The sequence below is a fragment of the Clostridium sp. D5 genome (genome assembly GCF_000190355.1).
In the GTDB taxonomy this organism is placed as follows: Bacteria; Bacillota; Clostridia; order Lachnospirales; family Lachnospiraceae; genus Faecalicatena; species Faecalicatena fissicatena_A.
Genome location: NZ_GL870813.1, coordinates 151192 through 167936, shown reverse-complemented (window position 1 = coordinate 167936; position 16745 = coordinate 151192). Strand labels below are relative to the sequence as shown.

At 45.9% G+C, this 16745-nt stretch carries 12 protein-coding genes and 1 other RNA gene; 3 read left to right on the top strand and 10 right to left on the bottom strand.

What is annotated here, in order from left to right; all coding sequences use genetic code 11:
• Positions 1–111: 111 nt before the first annotated feature.
• Positions 112–1356, bottom strand: coding sequence for an MFS transporter (locus tag HMPREF0240_RS12585; protein WP_009003795.1), 1245 nt, complete (start codon positions 1354–1356; stop codon positions 112–114).
• A 61-nt stretch (positions 1357–1417) separates the two neighbouring features.
• Positions 1418–2239: a zinc dependent phospholipase C family protein gene (locus HMPREF0240_RS12580; RefSeq protein ID WP_009003794.1), complete on the bottom strand. Its 822-nt coding sequence runs from the start codon at positions 2237–2239 to the stop codon at positions 1418–1420.
• 316 nt (positions 2240–2555) lie between these two features.
• On the opposite strand from HMPREF0240_RS12580, the gene HMPREF0240_RS12570 reads away from it, so the two are divergent.
• Both HMPREF0240_RS12570 and ssrA read left to right on the top strand, forming a co-directional pair.
• The gene (locus HMPREF0240_RS12570; RefSeq protein WP_035313332.1) at positions 2556–4583 is read left to right on the top strand and encodes a hypothetical protein; all 2028 of its coding nucleotides are present in this window, start codon (positions 2556–2558) and stop codon (positions 4581–4583) included.
• Between the two features lie 103 nt (positions 4584–4686).
• Positions 4687–5031, top strand: a transfer-messenger RNA (tmRNA) gene (gene ssrA / locus HMPREF0240_RS23980).
• 105 nt (positions 5032–5136) lie between these two features.
• On the opposite strand, the gene HMPREF0240_RS23475 is transcribed toward ssrA, so the two are convergent.
• On the bottom strand, positions 5137–5538 hold the full coding sequence (locus HMPREF0240_RS23475; RefSeq protein WP_009003792.1) for a hypothetical protein: 402 nt from the start codon (positions 5536–5538) through the stop codon (positions 5137–5139).
• A gap of 168 nt (positions 5539–5706) precedes the next feature.
• On the opposite strand from HMPREF0240_RS23475, the gene HMPREF0240_RS12560 reads away from it, so the two are divergent.
• Entirely contained in the window at positions 5707–6297 is a 591-nt protein-coding gene (locus HMPREF0240_RS12560; protein ID WP_035313330.1) for an HAD family phosphatase, read from the top strand.
• Positions 6298–6342: 45 nt separating this feature from the next.
• Here the strand turns inward: HMPREF0240_RS12560 and aroD are convergent, their stop codons facing one another.
• The 7 genes from aroD to HMPREF0240_RS12520 all read right to left on the bottom strand — a co-directional run bounded on the left by aroD (position 6343) and on the right by HMPREF0240_RS12520 (position 16717).
• A complete protein-coding gene (gene aroD, locus HMPREF0240_RS12555) occupies positions 6343–7104 on the bottom strand; it encodes a type I 3-dehydroquinate dehydratase (RefSeq protein WP_035313329.1) in 762 nt (253 codons plus the stop codon).
• A 271-nt stretch (positions 7105–7375) separates the two neighbouring features.
• Complete coding sequence (locus tag HMPREF0240_RS12550) at positions 7376–9556, bottom strand: YhgE/Pip domain-containing protein (RefSeq protein ID WP_009003789.1); 2181 nt, start codon at positions 9554–9556, stop codon at positions 7376–7378.
• Positions 9556–12084 carry a YhgE/Pip domain-containing protein gene (locus tag HMPREF0240_RS12545; protein ID WP_035313327.1) on the bottom strand — a complete coding sequence of 843 codons (2529 nt, stop codon included), beginning with the start codon at positions 12082–12084 and terminating at the stop codon, positions 9556–9558. The genes HMPREF0240_RS12550 and HMPREF0240_RS12545 overlap by 1 nt, the downstream gene beginning before the upstream one ends.
• A 350-nt stretch (positions 12085–12434) precedes the next feature.
• Complete coding sequence (gene smpB, locus HMPREF0240_RS12535; RefSeq protein ID WP_009003787.1) at positions 12435–12899, bottom strand: SsrA-binding protein SmpB; 465 nt, start codon at positions 12897–12899, stop codon at positions 12435–12437.
• Positions 12900–12912: 13 nt separating this feature from the next.
• On the bottom strand, positions 12913–15078 hold the full coding sequence (gene rnr, locus HMPREF0240_RS12530) for a ribonuclease R (protein WP_009003786.1): 2166 nt from the start codon (positions 15076–15078) through the stop codon (positions 12913–12915).
• Between the two features lie 226 nt (positions 15079–15304).
• Positions 15305–15547 (bottom strand): preprotein translocase subunit SecG, encoded by a 243-nt coding sequence (gene secG, locus HMPREF0240_RS12525; protein ID WP_009003784.1) that lies wholly within the window; start codon positions 15545–15547, stop codon positions 15305–15307.
• A gap of 93 nt (positions 15548–15640) precedes the next feature.
• Positions 15641–16717 carry a helix-turn-helix domain-containing protein gene (locus HMPREF0240_RS12520; RefSeq protein WP_009003783.1) on the bottom strand — a complete coding sequence of 359 codons (1077 nt, stop codon included), beginning with the start codon at positions 16715–16717 and terminating at the stop codon, positions 15641–15643.
• Between the last annotated feature and the right edge of the window lie 28 nt (positions 16718–16745).

The window sequence follows — 16745 nt, the reverse complement described above, 5'->3', positions numbered from 1 at the left end:
TTGGAACACCTGCTGGTATCTTAAAACTTTTCTCTCCCTTCCGGCGGGATAAAAGTTTTAAGATACCAGCAGGCTTCCCTCTCTGACAGACAGCCCCTCTCATATATATTTCTAATTTGCCCCCTCAGCAGCTTTCACTGCCTTTCTAAACAGGATGAACCCTACAAGGAAAAACACTGACAGCGCACTGACGCCTATATTCACGTTTCCTGTAAGCTGGCTGAGTACGGATACGAAAGCAGTTCCGAAAATAGATGCACCTTTTCCGCAGATATCATAAATCCCAAAATATTCTCCCGACTTTTCAGCAGGGATAATCCGGGCAAAATAGGACCGGGACAGCGCCTGGATCGTCCCCTGGAACATGCCCACCAGAACCGCAAGTATCCAAAAATCAAGCTGTGTATCCAATCCGTAAGCATACAACGCTATGCAAAAATAAGCCGCAATGCATATTGTAATAATAGTCGTGGAAGACAGTTTTTTGGACAGCCTGCTGAAAATCAGAACACACGGAAATGCGACAATCTGCGTCAGTAAAAGCGCAAGCAGCAACCCTGTACTGTCCAACCCGAGAGCCTGACCGTAGGCAGTTGCCATGTCAATAACTGTATATACCCCATCTATATAGAAGAAAAAAGCCAGCAGAAACAGCAAAATATGCCTTTTCTTTGCTATTTCCTTAAAAGTACTGCCCAGACGCTGAAAGCTGTTCTTCACAACATGCTGCGTTGTCTCCACAAAATACTTCTGCTTATAGGACCGCAGCAGCGGAACTGCAGACAGCAGCCACCAGACCGATGTAATAAAAAATGCAATTACCATGGAGGTCTGCATTCCAATGCTCAGTGTCCCTGCTCCCAGCACAACGCCCAGACTGGCCACAAAAGGAATACAGCTTCCGATATATCCCCAGGCAAAGCCCTGGGAAGACACCACATCCATCCGTTCAGGTTCGGTAACATCTGTCAGCATGGCATCATAGAATATCAGGCTGGAAGAGTAGCCTGTCTTCGTCAGTACGAATACACCCAGAAACCAGATCCAGGAAGAGAGAAACCCCAGAACAATACATCCAATGACTCCTACCCCCAGAAAAACAGAAAAGATCACTTTCTTATAATTCTTGGTATCTGCAACGGCACCCAGGGTCGGCCCCAGAATCGCTACGAGTAAGGTACAGATGGATGTGGCATATCCCCAGTACGCCAGATAGTTGACGGATGATATTCCCGCATTGTCTGCCAGATGATTAAAGTAAATCGGAAATATGGTGGCTACCAGCATTGTAAATGCAGAGTTGCCTACATCATACAACACCCATTTCTTCTCCAAGGCCGTCATTTTAAATTTCATAGATTTCCCCCTTTTTATAATGCACTCTCACTCCTGGTTTTTAGCTGTCCTTACCTGGTCTCTATAGCGGCAGTTCCTTCCAATTCTCGCCTGCCCCGAAGGTCTCGTGGAATCTTACCGGAAGCTGGGCATCCTGGAACAGGACCTTCTGGAACTTAATGATCAGATCTGCAGCCAGCGGTACCGCTCCTGCATAAAGCTTCTTCAGCAGAAGGCAATATGTTTCACACTGGGGATTTGCTTCCTCGCTCATAACCATTCCATGCATGGAGTCATATTTACCCATCACTTTCATGGCTCCAAATACCAGATTTCTCTTTTTCTGCCCGGGAGCCAGCAGCAATTTATGATAAGTAATCATAGAACTTAGTGCTTTTTTTACTGTATCTGCAGATAAATCTTCAAAAAACGGTGCGATAACCTTCGCATTATCCAATGTCGGTTGAATGTGCTTTGCGGAAAAATACGTGACCGGATTAATATGATCTTCTGTCAACAGATACCGGTCGAATTCCATCTCTATCTCCGAGTGGCTGATGCCGCTGACCTGAATCATCTTTTCTATATATTTATGGCACTCGCTGTCCAGTGCAAAATGACAGATAAAACCATACATATATGCCCTTGCCGCCGTGCTGTCTTCAGTCTTTCCAATAATCTCAGCAGCATGGCTGAAAAAAAGATCCGCCATCTTGTCATGCAGAGCATAGCCCTGTTGGCTCACTGGATTAGATCTGAGGGCTTTATAATAAAACAAAATATCCGGTCCGTGAAGACCGATATCAAACAATTCCCTGTTGTTTTCCACCGCTTTCTCAAGCGGTCTGGGAAGGGCACTGATCACATCCTTTCCGAATCTATAATGTGCATACGTTGTTGGCATAGCAAAAACCTCTTTTCCTCTAAAATTTTATGTATTCCCCCTCTGGAAGAAACATTCCTTTTCCTTAATATATCAAATGCGGATGTTCCTCCGGCATGTGCCATAAGGCACCCCCACCTGCAAGACATGAGTTGTAGAATGCCCTTGAATATATATTATCACAGAAATCCGGTAAAGAAACCAGTATATCATAGAAAAATTTGTGTAAAATTTCAATATCACCGATTTCCCTGCATTCGGAAGCAGGATTTACATTCTTTTCCATTTCCTGTATACTACAGAAATAACATCATCTATATCATATGAGGTATATAACATGAGTCCGAAAACAAAATCACATACAAAAACGTTATGGAATACAAGAAATTTATTTATTATTCTGTTAGTGTTCTTATCAGTATTAAGAATTATTTTAGCCAATAAAATTCCGCTTCGTTTTCGCTGTAATGAAGTCTATGACGATCAGCTGCTTTTTGATTATGCCCGTCATCTGCTCACAGGCGAATGGCTGGGAGACTACAATAACCTTACTTTGGTGAAAGGAATCTCATATCCGCTTTTCCTGTGTCTCTGTAATCTATTGTCGCTGCCCTATACAACGGGACTGGCCCTGCTTAACACGGGGTCTGCTGTTCTATTTTCACGATCAATCGCTCCAAAAATGAAAAACCGCTATGCGCAGGGAATCCTCTATCTGTTTCTTATCTATTCCCCCGCCGGTTTTTCCGCATATATTTCTCAGCGAGCCTATCGCATGGCTATTGTACCTTATGTCGTTCTAATCGTACTTGGCTGTATGATCGGTATGTATTTCCGGAGGAATGAACCGCTTTGCAGATGGATTCCCTGGTCTCTGGGTGCAGGAATCAGCCTTGCCTTTTTCTGGTATATACGCGAGGACTCTATCTGGATCCTGCCGGCCCTGGCTGTTATTATTTTCCTCACATTACTGGAGCTTTTTAAACAGCGCTGCGGTATGCGTATGCTGATAAAAAAAGCCATACTGCTTCTGTTGCCCTTCGTTTTTTTAGCTTCTGCCACGGTTATGATCAGCGGATTGAATTACCTGCATTACGGTATTTTTACCACCAATGACAGGACAGGCACTGAATTCGGCAAAATGATGTCACATCTGTATAAAATTGAAGACACAAAAGCCCCCGACGAGTGCTGGGTTTCTAAGGCCCAGTTGCAGAAAGCAATTGATGCCAGCCCTGCGCTTGCCTCAGTTCAGGAACAAATAACAGCCAGCTGTAGTTCGTGGGCAAATGGAGCCGAAATCAACGGGGATATCATTGCCTGGGCGCTGCGCAATGGAATCCAGGATGCCGGTTATTATAAGGATGCCGTGTCAACAAACCAGTTTTATAAGCAGGTCAACCAGGAACTGGAATCTGCTTTTCAAAACAAAACCCTGAAAGAAGATGATTCCATTCACTTTACCAGCCAGTCAAAGGGGATCTCTCTTTCCGATATTCCACCTTTGATTAAGAAATCTGTTAAGATTGCCTATGGAATCGGGAATTATAAACTTTCCGGGCTCAAAGAGGAGCCATACGCACTTGGAGATTCTGATAAGATCCGCAATTGTGAGGTGATATTCGGCACCAACGCCTTGCATGAACCCTCCAGCAAATATACCGTAAACGGCTGGATCTTTGCTTTCAATAATGAAGATAAACTGACTGCCGAACTGGTTGATGACAAAGATCAGGTTCTCTCAGCGATCTATTTTAATGAAAGCAGTGACGTCTCACAGGCTTACCCGAATCGTGAAAATGCGAAAAAATGCCGTTTCTCCATTGAGCTAAATGAGATTCCTCAGAATCAGGAAGTATTTATAAAGATTTACTTGAATGGAAAATTCCAGAAAAAAATGCTCCCGCAAAGCTTTACAGATGACACGTGCGCTGCCAGTATTGATGCCCGGCATGTATATTATGAGGATCCGGTAAAAGACTCCGGCGCTTTTGCAGTCAAAACCGGAAATATTATATCACGACTTTATACAGCCCTCGCTCTGCCTGTAAATATAGCAGCGGCATTGAGCTATATTATATTTTCAATATATCTGCTTTACAGACTCCTGCACAGGAAGAGGATAAAACAGGCGGACTTGTGGCTGGTTATAACAGGATTTCTGCTCAGCTCATTTGTGCTGGTTTTTGGCGTTGTCTTTTTCAGCAGCTGGTTTTCACAGGAACAGCAGCCGTTTATCTACTTTTACAGCGCAGGGGCATATCCCCTGGTCCAGGCCGCCAAATATCTGGCGATATACTGTGGTATCTGCACAATAGCAGCAGTCTTTCAGACTGGACATATAAAGCGCAAAAAATTGAAATAAATGTAAACTTTTCTGAATGCCTTGACTTTACAGATTCTTTTTTATAGAATAGATATGCAGCGGAGTACAGATAACCTCTTTATTCCGTGCACATCTAATTCAGGGGCTTGTACTGGTTTCGACAGGGATCTTGAAGATGGAGAAGCTATCCGCAGGCTGATGCGTCAAATCGCAAACTTAAATTTAAACGCTAACGATAATTTCGAATTAGCTGCAGCCTAAATGCTGCATGTCAGCCCCGGGGCACCCGCACCCTGGGAATCTGGCACCGACTATGCGGGAAACGATATTAGCAAAGCTTTGAGCTAATAGTCGTATCATGAAGCTACTGAAACCGTAAGGGTGTTAGTTCCCGTACGGCAGAGGGAATGATAAAGAACTGACTATGATAGTAGAAGTACATGGGATAGGTTTTTGGACGCGGGTTCGATTCCCGCCAGGTCCACTATTACGGGGAACGGCGAATAATCGTCAGTTCCCCATTTTTAAAGGCTTTCAGGATTTTTATATTCCTCACTTGTGCCATGAAAAAACCACCTGCCATTATTACCAGCTAAGATATTTTTGCTTCTAGAACCCCCACACGATCCGACAGATCAACTACCGAATTAACTAGAACTTTAACTGTACTACTGTCCAGCTTAATTGTACTGACCGTATTCTCCAGAGATTCAAGACGTTTTTCCAGACGGGTAAATCGATTATTTGCTTTTTCCTGCACAGTATCAATTTCGGTCAGAAGATTGCTCTCCATCTCATTCAGTTCGGCTTTCGTCGCCAAAGCAGACAGATCTGTCTTCATTGCTACTTTTGATAAGTCATCCTTGGTTGCCAGGTCGATAAGATCATCACACATCACTACATTCGCCAGGTCATCACGCCTTACTACATCAACCAGGTCTTCACGCATTACCATATTAGATAATATAAAATCCAGCTTTTCACTATCTACCATACTTTCACCTCTTCTCTTCTGAATTAACTACAGTATAGCATAGATAAAATATAAAACCAGTCGATTAGTACCTGTCTTTTCCCATCCCCTGGCGCTCCATATATCTATGTACATTTTTTATTATTTATAGTAAAGTGGAATAAGACAAACACGGAAAGGATGCGCTTTATGAAATATAAAAATATTATCTTTGACTTTGGAAATGTACTTGTAAAGTTTGGCGAACAGCAGGTGATCGGCCGCTTCTGTTCTACCCCGGAGGATTCTGCTCTGATAAAACGGGCGATCTTTTACAACTGGGACGAACTGGACCGCGGTACCATCGATTATGAAGAGTACATGGCCCACGCCGCCACCCTGGTTCCGGAACGCCTGAGGCCCAATATCCGGCAACTCGCCCGCGAATGGTGCCTTCACCTTACTCCACTGGAGAAGACGTGGGATCTGGTACGGGAACTGAAAAAGAAAGGCTTTTCTCTCTACATCCTTTCAAACGCTTCCACGTTCTTCGCAGATCATGTCAGTCATTACGAGATTACACGTGAATTTGACGGAATGGTATATTCCGCACCGATCCGGATGATGAAACCGGAACCGGATATCTACAAATATCTGTTCCAGACGTTTCGTCTGAATCCGGAAGAATGTTTTTTCCTGGATGACAAAGAAGAAAATATAAAAGGCGGCACCGATCTGGGTATGGATGGAATCGTCTTTACCGAAAATATTTCCGAGATCAGGAAGATCCTTGAACTTTAGGATAGCAAACGGGAACCATGCCTGTACCGCCCCCGTAAATAGACCTTACAAACTTTTGTGAAGCAGTCTGAGAGCAGTGCGCAGGTCTTCTACTTTCATCTGTCCTGGCGCAGACGCTTTTCCTGCCGCCCCGAAGGTCAGGGCCGAACCGAATACCTCTCCACAAAGACGGCTGATCACGCCTGTGCTGTCCATCGACATCGTAATAATCGGACAGTCTGCATGTTCAGATGACATCTCTTCCGTTGCTGCCAGAAGCGTCAGCACATCCTTTTTACTTTGGGGCATCACAGCGATCTTTGGAATATCTGCGCCCAGCTCCTGCATCTTGCACAGTCTGAACACGATCTCCTCTTTTTCCGGAGTTTTCTGGAAGTCATGATTGGACGCAATGACTTTCACACCACACTCGTGTGCCGTTTTCACTATCTGCTTCACTGCATCGTCTCCTGTAAACGCTTCTACGTCTACCATATCTGTATATCCGGTTTCTGCCGCTTTTTCATTCAGCTCCACATAGGCCTCTGTCCCGATCGATTTTTCCCCTCCCTCTTTGGATGTACGGAAGGTGAACAGAAGCGGAATTTCTCCCAGTACTTCCCGGAGCGCTTTCATCGTCTTTTTTGTTTCAGAAAAATTAAAAACGTCCTCATACCAGTCTGCGCGCCATTCCACAACATCCGCGCCGATCTGCACAATCTCGGCCGCTGCGTTTAGAATATCCTCTCTGGTGACGCCCACTATGGGGACACAGATTTTAGGAATTCCGCTGCCTATCTCAATGTTTCTGACTTTTACCGGGTTCATATCCATTCTCCTATTTCATATGTTTTCTTTAAAGCGGTATCCAGACGGATTTCCGCCTGGAGGTAATGTTTAATTTTCATCTTTTTCTACCAGTTTACCATAACACATGTTGACAGACAACGCCATTATTATCCACGCTCCCTGCATACGCAGAACTTTCGTTACTGTTCAGACCGTGCCGTGCACTCCGCTGTACGGCATCGGAACTAATAAAGTGATGGCCTCAGGGCATCCGTTTCTCTCAGGCGTCCCCTTTCCACCCAAATCCTGCTTACATAAGCCGCGTCTCTTCTAGTTTTTCGGTGAAGGCAGTGTTCAGTTTTATAACGGGCTTTCTCAGTACCAGTCCCAGCATCAGAGATGCTGCCAGGAAGATCCCCAGTGCTCCCAGCTCTCTCCAGTATGTCATTCCATAGAATCCTCCAATACACTCACGCATGGCAGCCATGCTGTGGGTAAACGGAAGGAGCGGGTATACTTCCTGGAAAAATGCCGGTGCCACTTCGATGGGGAAGGTTCCGCCGGAGCCTGCTACCTGCATAACCAGCAGCACAACGCAGATTGCTTTTCCAATATCACCGAAGGATACGGTCAAGGTATATATGATATTTACATATACGATACTGGTGACCCATCCCGCCAGCAGAAACAGGAATGGATGCTCACACTGGATCTGCAGATAGTACAGATCGCCCAGGCAGATGAGGCCGCTTTGGAACAGGCCCGCTAACAGGAATATAATATATCTTCCGAAATAGACCTGATAATTCTTTACATGAGTGAGTCCTTTCAGTGAGTTTGAAGATACCGTTACCTTCAGCATTGCAACCAGTACAATCCCCCCCACCCAGATTGCCAGAGTGGAGTAAAACGGTGCCATGGAAGAGCCATAATTTTGGATAGGATACAACTTTGTCGTCTCCAGCTCCACCGGCGAAGCCAGAAATGTACTGATGCTTTCTTTGTCCCCTCCCACAATATTCTTCAGTGTCTGAAAGTCTCCGCTGCTCTGTGCCTGTCTGAGCTGCCCTACTGTCTCCGTAAGCCGGGAGGACGCTTTCTCCAGGAGCGAAGCGGAAGTATCCAGTGTATCTTTTATCTGAGATAAGTCTGATGAGGCCGAACCGGATAAGGTGTAGATACCTGCAGCACTCTCGTCCAGCTGTTTCAGCAGCCCGGATATGCTGCTCCTGGTTTCTCCCAGAGAAGTAAACAGACCATCCAGGTTCTGTTTTACATTTTCCTCATACTCATTCTGAACCGCTGTAAGGCTTTGTGCGCTCTGTTCCAGAAGAGCGTCAAGTTCTTTCTGGGATGTAAGCGCCTCCCCCGGTTTATTCCTGATCGACTCCGCGGCACCACTTAGCTTATCATACAGAGACTGCTGGACAGCAATCGATTCATTCAGTATTCCTACAACACTTCCAATTGCCGGAGCAATTTCCGGATGCTCCTTCCCTAATGCTGCCAGGGCATCCCGCAGATTTGTGTAGGATTCTATGATGCTTTTTATCTTTTCTGACAGTAGATCCAGCGTATCCGCTGTGGAGCCTGCATCTGATGACAGGGAATCCAGTCCTCCATGTATTGCCTCCCCGATCTGCTTATAAAAACCTGTACTGTCAGACAGAGCCTGATTCATTCCTTCAGTTGCGCCCGAAACAGCCCCCTGCATATCTGAAAACGAGCTCTCTGTATTTTTCAGGGAACTCAGGCCACTGTCAGAATGCTCCTGTGACTGTTTTAAAAACCCGGAAGTTGTATCCAGCATCTGCTGCGTAGACACCGTCATGTTGGAAAATGCCTGGATGGTGCCGACAGCAGCCGTCAGATCTGAGGACGTCTTTTCAAGTTTTGTAATCAGTGTGGCTGCAACAGACTCTGCTCCTTCTTTATCTGCTGTATCCGCAACAGCCTGCATAGCAGATATTGCCGTGTCGGAAATCGTTTCAATAAAAACTTCCTTTACCTGTGTTTGAACCGCACTGGCGCCTTTGTCCGTGACTTTCGGAGCAATTGCATTTTCTTTGGCGTTTGAATAGTAGGTAATCTCAGGGTTCGTAACAGTACCTGAAAAAAGACTCATCAGATTACGGCTGAAATCCTCCGGAATTACAATGGCCGCATAGTATTTACCGGACTTCACGCCTTCTACCGCTTTCTCCCTGCTTGTAAAATTCCAGTCCAGCTGCGTGTTTTCCCGCAGCGCAGAAAGTACATTATTCCCCAGGTTCAGTGTAATGGGAACCAGCTCCCCTTCATAGCCTTCATCCGCACTCGCCACTGCAACCTTCAGCTTCCCCGTATTTTCATATGGATCCCAGCTTGCTGCGATATTGAACCATGCATACAGTGCCGGTACTACGATAATTCCCAGAACTACGATTAGAGCGATGACATTTTTATAACACCGCATCACATCCCGCCTGAAAATGCCCAGTATGTTCTTCATTACTCATCCCTCCCTTTCACTGTTTCCAGAAGTTCTTCCTGTGTCAGCGATCCCAGTTCAATCTGACGTTTCAGACGGTCATGGATGTATTCCTGGCAGATCAGATAGACTGCAATTACAATAATCGATACAATCCAGAGTACAAGAAATACTATTTTTGATTCAATGCTGAACATCAGGATCAGAAAAACAGCTGGAAGGATCAGTATCGCTAAAAATCCTATCCTGATTCTTCTCCTGTAACCTGCCTCAAATGCTGCCGCCTTTGCAACCATGTCTTCCCGCATCGCCTGATCCCGAAGCAGCGTTTTTATTACAAGGGAGAAAGGAGTCTTTTCATTCTCCTTTTGAGGGGTTTCGCAGAGCATCAGGTCTGTCTCCCCCAGTTTTCTGTCAAAAAGATCATTCAGGTTCACCAAAAGCCGGCGCAGCCCCAGCCCGATCAAAAACGCCGCCGGAAGATACACAGCAAGATGGAGCAGATTGCTCCAGAAGGCATTTCCATACATCCCAGCAATTGCTTCTCTCATCGCATTGATCCCATATGTAAAGGGAAGCAGGGGGTGCAGCTTCTGGAAGAACGCAGGCGTCATCTCGATCGGGTATGTGCCCGCTGATCCCGGTATCTGCAGGATTACAAGTACAATGCACAGCGCCTTGCCGATATGCTTCAGTGCGCTTGAAAGAGCATAAATCAGATTTACATATACAAATGAGCAGAACATCCCTGTGAGTATAAAAGCAGCCGGATGGATACACTGCACCTTCAAAAGCCACAGATCCCCCAGGCATACAATCAGCCCCTGGATGAGCCCAATAACCACAAAGAGGAGCCATCTGCCGAAATAAGCTTCCGAAGTGGTAAAATGCCTGATGCCGCCCCTGTCAACTTCCATTTTTAAAATGGCGATCAACACAATTCCGCCTACCCAGAGCGCCAGGTTCGTGTAAAATGGAGTCATGGAAGATCCGTAATTCTTTACGCTGTACAGGGTTTCGCTCTGAATATTCACCGGAGATGCCATAAAAGATGCTATAGAATCCGCGTCCAGCCCCTCCAGCGAGAGGAATTCCTGGTATGCCTCTGAGCTTTGCAAAGCCTGGAGGTCTGTCATGATCCGGTCCATCTGCCCATTTAGGGAAGACACGGAATCTCCGGTTCTGCCCAATGCTTTTGAGCTGTCATCAAGGCTCGTACCCAGCCTAGCTAAGATTTCCTTGAGCTGATCCGTGGAGGAAGAGATGCCGGACAGTGTAGCCGACATCTCCCCGCCCAGAGCAGAAAAAGTATCCAGAGACTGATTCAGCTGCGGCAGCAGAGTCTGGTCAAAGGAATTGCGGTAATCCCGGAGTGACTGTCTGCTCTGAGATACCAGCTGTTCCAGCTGTTCTCTTGTACTCTGTACCGTATCCGCTGCGTTCCCTATACTGGCATTGCTCTGGCCCAGGGAATCCAGGAGATTCTGATACTCCTCATTCTGCGCCTGCAGCTCCGCAATCCGCACAGACACGGCTTCGGAAAGAGCATCCGGCAGACCATCGCTGATCTCCTGCAGCTTTTCCAGGATAGCGCGGTTCGTATCCATCAGATTCTGTACAGAATCTATTCCGTCTTTGATCGCCCCGTTCACCGTATCTGCCTGGTTTTTAAGGGAACTCAGGCTGTTGGACGCAGAGCCATAAATATCATTAAGCCAGTTCTCCCCGTCCGATAAACTCCCGGAAAATACAGATGAAAATTCGCCAATACTGCCACGGCCGCTGCTCAGCACAGATGAAGTATCCGCCAATGTTTCCGCCCCCGATGCCGCTGCCGACTTCACACTATCCAGTACATTCTGTGTACTGCTGATCTGCCCTGAACTGCTGCCAACCGTATCCTGAAAATTCTTCAGCACAGTCTGATACTGCCCCAGATTCTGCTGAATATCAGAAAGCATTGTCATAACATCCGAATTCATACTGCCCATATCACCAGAAATCCGGGTAACAGAGGTCTGGATCAGTTTTGAAATGGTCTCTGCCGCCACCGAAGAAAAAGTATCGTTAATTTCCTGCTGCACGGTTCCTGCCCCCGTGTCCGTAATCTTAGGGGCAATCGCGTTCTTCTTCTCATTAATATAGTAATCAAGCCTGGGCTTCTCGGGACTCCCCGAAATAATACTCAAAAGCGAGCTGCTAAAATCCTCAGGTATCACAATAGCCGCATAATACGCTCCCGACTTCACCCCTTCAACAGCCTGTGCTTCCTCCACAAATGTCCACCCCAGCTGCTCATTTTCCCTAAGGTTTTCCTCAATACTCTCTCCCGCATTCAGTTTAATCAGGTCATTAGCCGCCTCCCTGTCATTATTAGCCACAGCCACCTTAATCCCCTGCGTATTACTGTATGGGTCCATATTCGCCGCAATATTAAACCAGGCATACAAAGAAGGCAGGACACAAACTCCTGCCATCACTATCATTGCCACCCGATTATGTACAAGGCGCCCCACATCTCTTTTAAATATCCGAAAAGCTCTCCTCATCTGAATGTCCTCCTGCATATTTCAGGTCAAGTATAACAAAAACAATACAGAAACACAATATAAAAATGACGTTTGGTCATATTTTTTCATGCAATAATTGTCCTGCAGCTCCCGGGGCTATATATGCCGCTGAAAAATGCTAAAAGTGCGCTAACTGCTTCTTTAAAAAACGAGGCAGGATATGCGGGGGAAAACTTGATCTCCAAATCAAGTTTTCCCCCGCATATCCGGCCTCGTTTTTTTTAGAAGCAGTTAGCAGCACGGCGCGCATTTTCCAGCGGCATATATAGCCCCGGTACCTTCCCGGCATCCCTGCCATGGAGCGCCCCCCCTTCTCCCAAGTACATCCATCAAAGATTCCGAATTTTAAATTCCCTCTGTGCCTCTCTCTTCTGATCTTTTTTAGCGATATCATCCCGCTTATCATAAAGCTTCTTCCCTTTTGCCAGCCCGATCTCAATCTTTACCAGGCTCCCGCTGAAGTAAACCCGCAATGGCACAAGTGTGTTGCCTTTTTCTTTCATCTTTCCAAACAGCTTGTTTATTTCGTTTTTATGAAGAAGCAGTTTCCGCACCCTGAGAGGGTCTTTATTAAATATGTTCCCCTTCTCATAAGGGCTGATGTGCATCCCGTAAATAAACATTTCCCCATTCTCAATTCGGATAAATGCCTCCTTAATGCTGCACTGCCCCATACGCAGAGACTTCACTTCAGTCCCATGCAGGACAATTCCTGTCTCGTATTTCTCCAGTATAAAATAATCATGATATGCTTTTTTATTGTTGGCAATCAGTTTGCCTTCCGTTTTTGCCATGGCGCTACTCCCTCTACAACTCTTCTGCTTCGCAGAATTCAAAATCAATCGTCCGCTGCAGGCGGTCTACATCCAGGACTCTCACCCGCACCTTCTGTCCCAGTTTATATACTTTCCGGGTATGCTCACCCACCAGCTCATACTGCTCTTCCCAGTAATCATAATGGTCATCCCGCATATTTGTCACATGGACAAGTCCTTCTATCGTATTCTCCAGTTCTACATAAGCGCCCCATTTTGTAAGCCCTGATATGACGCCATCGAACTCTTCGCCAATCCGGTCCTTCATATACTCTGCCTTTTTCAGCTTCACGGTCTCACGCTCTGCTTCCTCTGCACGGCGCTCACACTCGCTGGACTGTCTGGCCACCTCCGGAAGAATATTTCCGTAATGCTCTGTCCTGAGATCATCCATTCTCCCCCGGATATTCTCTTTTATAATCCGATGGATCTGCAGATCCGGGTATCGCCTGATCGGAGACGTAAAATGTGTATAATACTTTGCTGCAAGCCCAAAATGTCCGGTATTCTCAGGCGTATACTTCGCCTGCTTCATGGAACGCAGCGCCAGCCGGCTGATCAGCGGCTCCTGCGGCGTACCTTCTACCTTTCCCAGAAGCTTCTGAACTTCCTTTGGCCTGATCTCACTGTTCCCCACATGGATATGATAACCGAAATTATTGATAAATGTGCTCAGCTTCCGGATCTTCTCTTCATCCGGCTGTTCATGAGTACGGTACAGAAAAGGAACCTCTCTCCAGAAATACTCTTCCGCTACCGTTTCATTTGCCATCAGCATAAAGTCTTCAATAATCTTAGTCGCAATATTCCTGTCATAAGGTTTAATGTCAACTGGTTTTCCATTTTCATCCAGGACGATCTTTGATTCCGGGAATTCAAAATCAATCGACCCGCGCTTCCTGCGTTTCTCCCGCAGTATGCCCGACAGCTCTGCCATCAGAAGAAACATCGGAACCAGTTCCCGATACCTGCTGCTTTCCTCTGCATCTGCCGCAGAGTCTTCCTGCTCCTCCAGTATCTTCGCCACGCTTGTGTAACTCATGCGCTCATCCACCCGGATCACCGTCTCTGCAATCTGATGATCGATCACTTCTCCGTCCCCGTTAATTGTCATAATGCAGCTGAGGGCCAGCCGGTTCTCCCCGGCATTCAGGGAACAGATCCCGTTGGACAGTATATGGGGCAGCATCGGGATAACCCTGTCTGCCAGATAGACACTCGTCCCCCGCTTTAGAGCTTCCCGATCCAGGGCACTTTTCTCCTGAACATAGTTTGACACATCTGCAATATGAACGCCAAGGCGGTAAGTGCCCTCCTCTTTTGTCAGGGAAACTGCATCATCCAGATCCTTTGCATCCTCTCCGTCGATGGTAACCATCTGCCAGCCACGCAGATCCATTCTGCCGGCCATATCGGCCTCGCTTACTTCTTTTCCCACACGTTCCGCCTGATTCAGGACACGTTCCGGAAATTCGACGGGCAGATCATACCCCTTGACGATGGACATAATATCAGTCCCCGGGTCATTGATATGGCCTATAATTTCAACCACCCGGCCCTCCGGCTTCATATCTTGTCCGCCGTAGGAGGTCAGCTCCACAACCACCTTATGACCGGTCATGGCTCCTTTATCTTTTCCCTCCGGGATATAGATATCGTTCAGAACACGCTGGCTGTCCGGGCGCACAAACCCGAAGCTTTTGCATTTTTCATACAGGCCAACCACCTTTGTCGTTCCGTGGGAAAGGATACGCACAATTCTGCCTTCTTTCCTCTTACCGTCCGCTTCATGCCTGCTGTCCGGTTCTTTCGTTATAACAAACTCCACCTGGTCGCCCTGGAACGCACCCCCTATATTCTCCTCGGAGATAAAGATGTCCTCATCTTCGCCCTCCTGTATCACAAATCCAAATCCACGGGCATTCGCCTGGAATACTCCGGTCAGACGGCTGGCCTGTCCCTTCGTATACTTTCCTTTTTTCGACACATAGATCTTGCCGTCCTCCTCCAGGGAATCCAGCACTTCCTTCAGTTCGCTTCGCTGTTCCTTTGGGATCTGAAGGACAATCGCGATCTCTTTAATCTTCATCGGTACGTACATGTCATCGCATATAAAATCGTAAATTACTTTCTTTCTTTTTTCAAAACTTTGATCCATATTTTCACCTTCTTTCTATATTTTAAGAACTTTCTGATATAAAATAGCTTTTTGAATAGCTTTTAGCTTACAAAACTCGCGCCTGCGGCGGTCGCATCGCAGCATCTACAGCTTACACCGCAGCGCCCATCCCACCGGAAGGGCTTTTTTATCTTATAGTCTAACTTTCCATAAGATAATAAAAAACACTCTATAACTGTATAGAGTGTTCAATCATCTTATCTTCTTAGTTAAATACACCCAGGTTCAAAACCAGTGCCAAAACCATAAATAAAATTGCCAGGAACTTCGTGGACTTTACAAGAGCGCCTTCCATGGAACGACCCTTATTCTGTCCCCAGTAACTATCAGCAGCCCCGCTGATCGTTCCCAGTCCTGCTGACTTTCCTTCCTGAAGAAGGATGATCGCTGACAGTGCGATACAATCTATTACAAATATAATTGTTAATATTATTTTTAAAATATCCATTCCCTTACACCTCCTGCGGATAAACCACGATCATCTTACCACAGTTGGGAAGATTTTGCAATAACTTTTCCAAAGTTACCGTTACGGATTTCCCTAAGCTTTGCACCTTATATGGATATATATCGTCATCGCAATCTTGAATACGATTGCATGATCAAATATACGCACATCCAAACCCGTCAGCTTTTTGATCTTCTCCAGCCTGTACATCAGAGTATTTCTGTGGATAAACAGCTTTCTTGCTGTTTCAGACACATTGAGGTTATTATCAAAAAAACATTTTACCGTCTCCAGCGTCTCCGACTCCAGAGAATCAAAACTGCCTTTGATAAACACTTCATTCAGATAAACCTCACATAAGGGAATCGGCAGCTGATAGATCAGCCGGTTGATCCCAAGATGATTATAATCTATCACCGTCCTGTTTCCCTCGAACAGATACAATAGCTCCAGTACATACAGAGATTCCTTATAAGAATCTGCCAGCTGCCGGATATCTGTGACAATGCTTCCGATGCCGATGACCGGGGAGGATTTAAACAGCTCTGCCGCTTTCTTCTGAAATGTAACGCCGATTGCCTCCAGCTCCGCATGTGATGTATTTGTTTTCGTTTTTACAATAACAATTATGTCCGTTTCCGTCATAGAAAATACTTCATATTTTTCAGATTCTTCTACATTGTGAATCAGCATATTCAAATTCCAGGATGTATCTACATGTGGAAATCTCAGTAAAAATACCGCCCGTGCCATAATCGGGGGAATCTTCAGCATTTTAGCCCTCACATAGATGTCCGCGGCAAGAATATTTTCCAGAAAAAGGGCTTTATAAAACAAATCCCGGCTGTACTTTTCTTCAAAATAGGATTTCATGCCGGTAAAGCACACGGATAATATGGTTGCATAATCCTCCGCATCTTTATCGGTTCCCTCAACAAAAACTGCAAACCTGACAAAGCTGTTTTCATAAAAAATGCGATACGTATAGTTCTTAATAATAAAGCATTTACTCTCCTCGTTTTTCTGCTGCATAAGATTGAATGAATTTCTCACCCCTATCATTTCCTGGTTGCTGCATGAAACGATCTCCTTGTTGTCAATTACGCCAAATGTCCTGTATATGCTCTTTTGCAACTGATATATGTATCCCTGAAAGAACCTGTCTGCCATCTTTCCACACCGCCTTCAATTATTCAGA

Bases quoted from the DNA above. Each gene is read 5' to 3' on its own strand.
- HMPREF0240_RS12585 (WP_009003795.1), bottom strand. From the start codon at position 1,356: ATGAAATTTAAAATGACGGCCTTGGAGAAGAAATGGGTGTTGTATGAT.
- HMPREF0240_RS12580 (WP_009003794.1), bottom strand. From the start codon at position 2,239: ATGCCAACAACGTATGCACATTATAGATTCGGAAAGGATGTGATCAGT.
- HMPREF0240_RS12570 (WP_035313332.1), top strand. From the start codon at position 2,556: ATGAGTCCGAAAACAAAATCACATACAAAAACGTTATGGAATACAAGA.
- HMPREF0240_RS23475 (WP_009003792.1), bottom strand. From the start codon at position 5,538: ATGGTAGATAGTGAAAAGCTGGATTTTATATTATCTAATATGGTAATG.
- HMPREF0240_RS12560 (WP_035313330.1), top strand. From the start codon at position 5,707: ATGAAATATAAAAATATTATCTTTGACTTTGGAAATGTACTTGTAAAG.
- aroD (WP_035313329.1), bottom strand. From the start codon at position 7,104: ATGAACCCGGTAAAAGTCAGAAACATTGAGATAGGCAGCGGAATTCCT.
- HMPREF0240_RS12550 (WP_009003789.1), bottom strand. From the start codon at position 9,556: ATGAAGAACATACTGGGCATTTTCAGGCGGGATGTGATGCGGTGTTAT.
- HMPREF0240_RS12545 (WP_035313327.1), bottom strand. From the start codon at position 12,084: ATGAGGAGAGCTTTTCGGATATTTAAAAGAGATGTGGGGCGCCTTGTA.
- smpB (WP_009003787.1), bottom strand. From the start codon at position 12,899: ATGGCAAAAACGGAAGGCAAACTGATTGCCAACAATAAAAAAGCATAT.
- rnr (WP_009003786.1), bottom strand. From the start codon at position 15,078: ATGGATCAAAGTTTTGAAAAAAGAAAGAAAGTAATTTACGATTTTATA.
- secG (WP_009003784.1), bottom strand. From the start codon at position 15,547: ATGGATATTTTAAAAATAATATTAACAATTATATTTGTAATAGATTGT.
- HMPREF0240_RS12520 (WP_009003783.1), bottom strand. From the start codon at position 16,717: ATGGCAGACAGGTTCTTTCAGGGATACATATATCAGTTGCAAAAGAGC.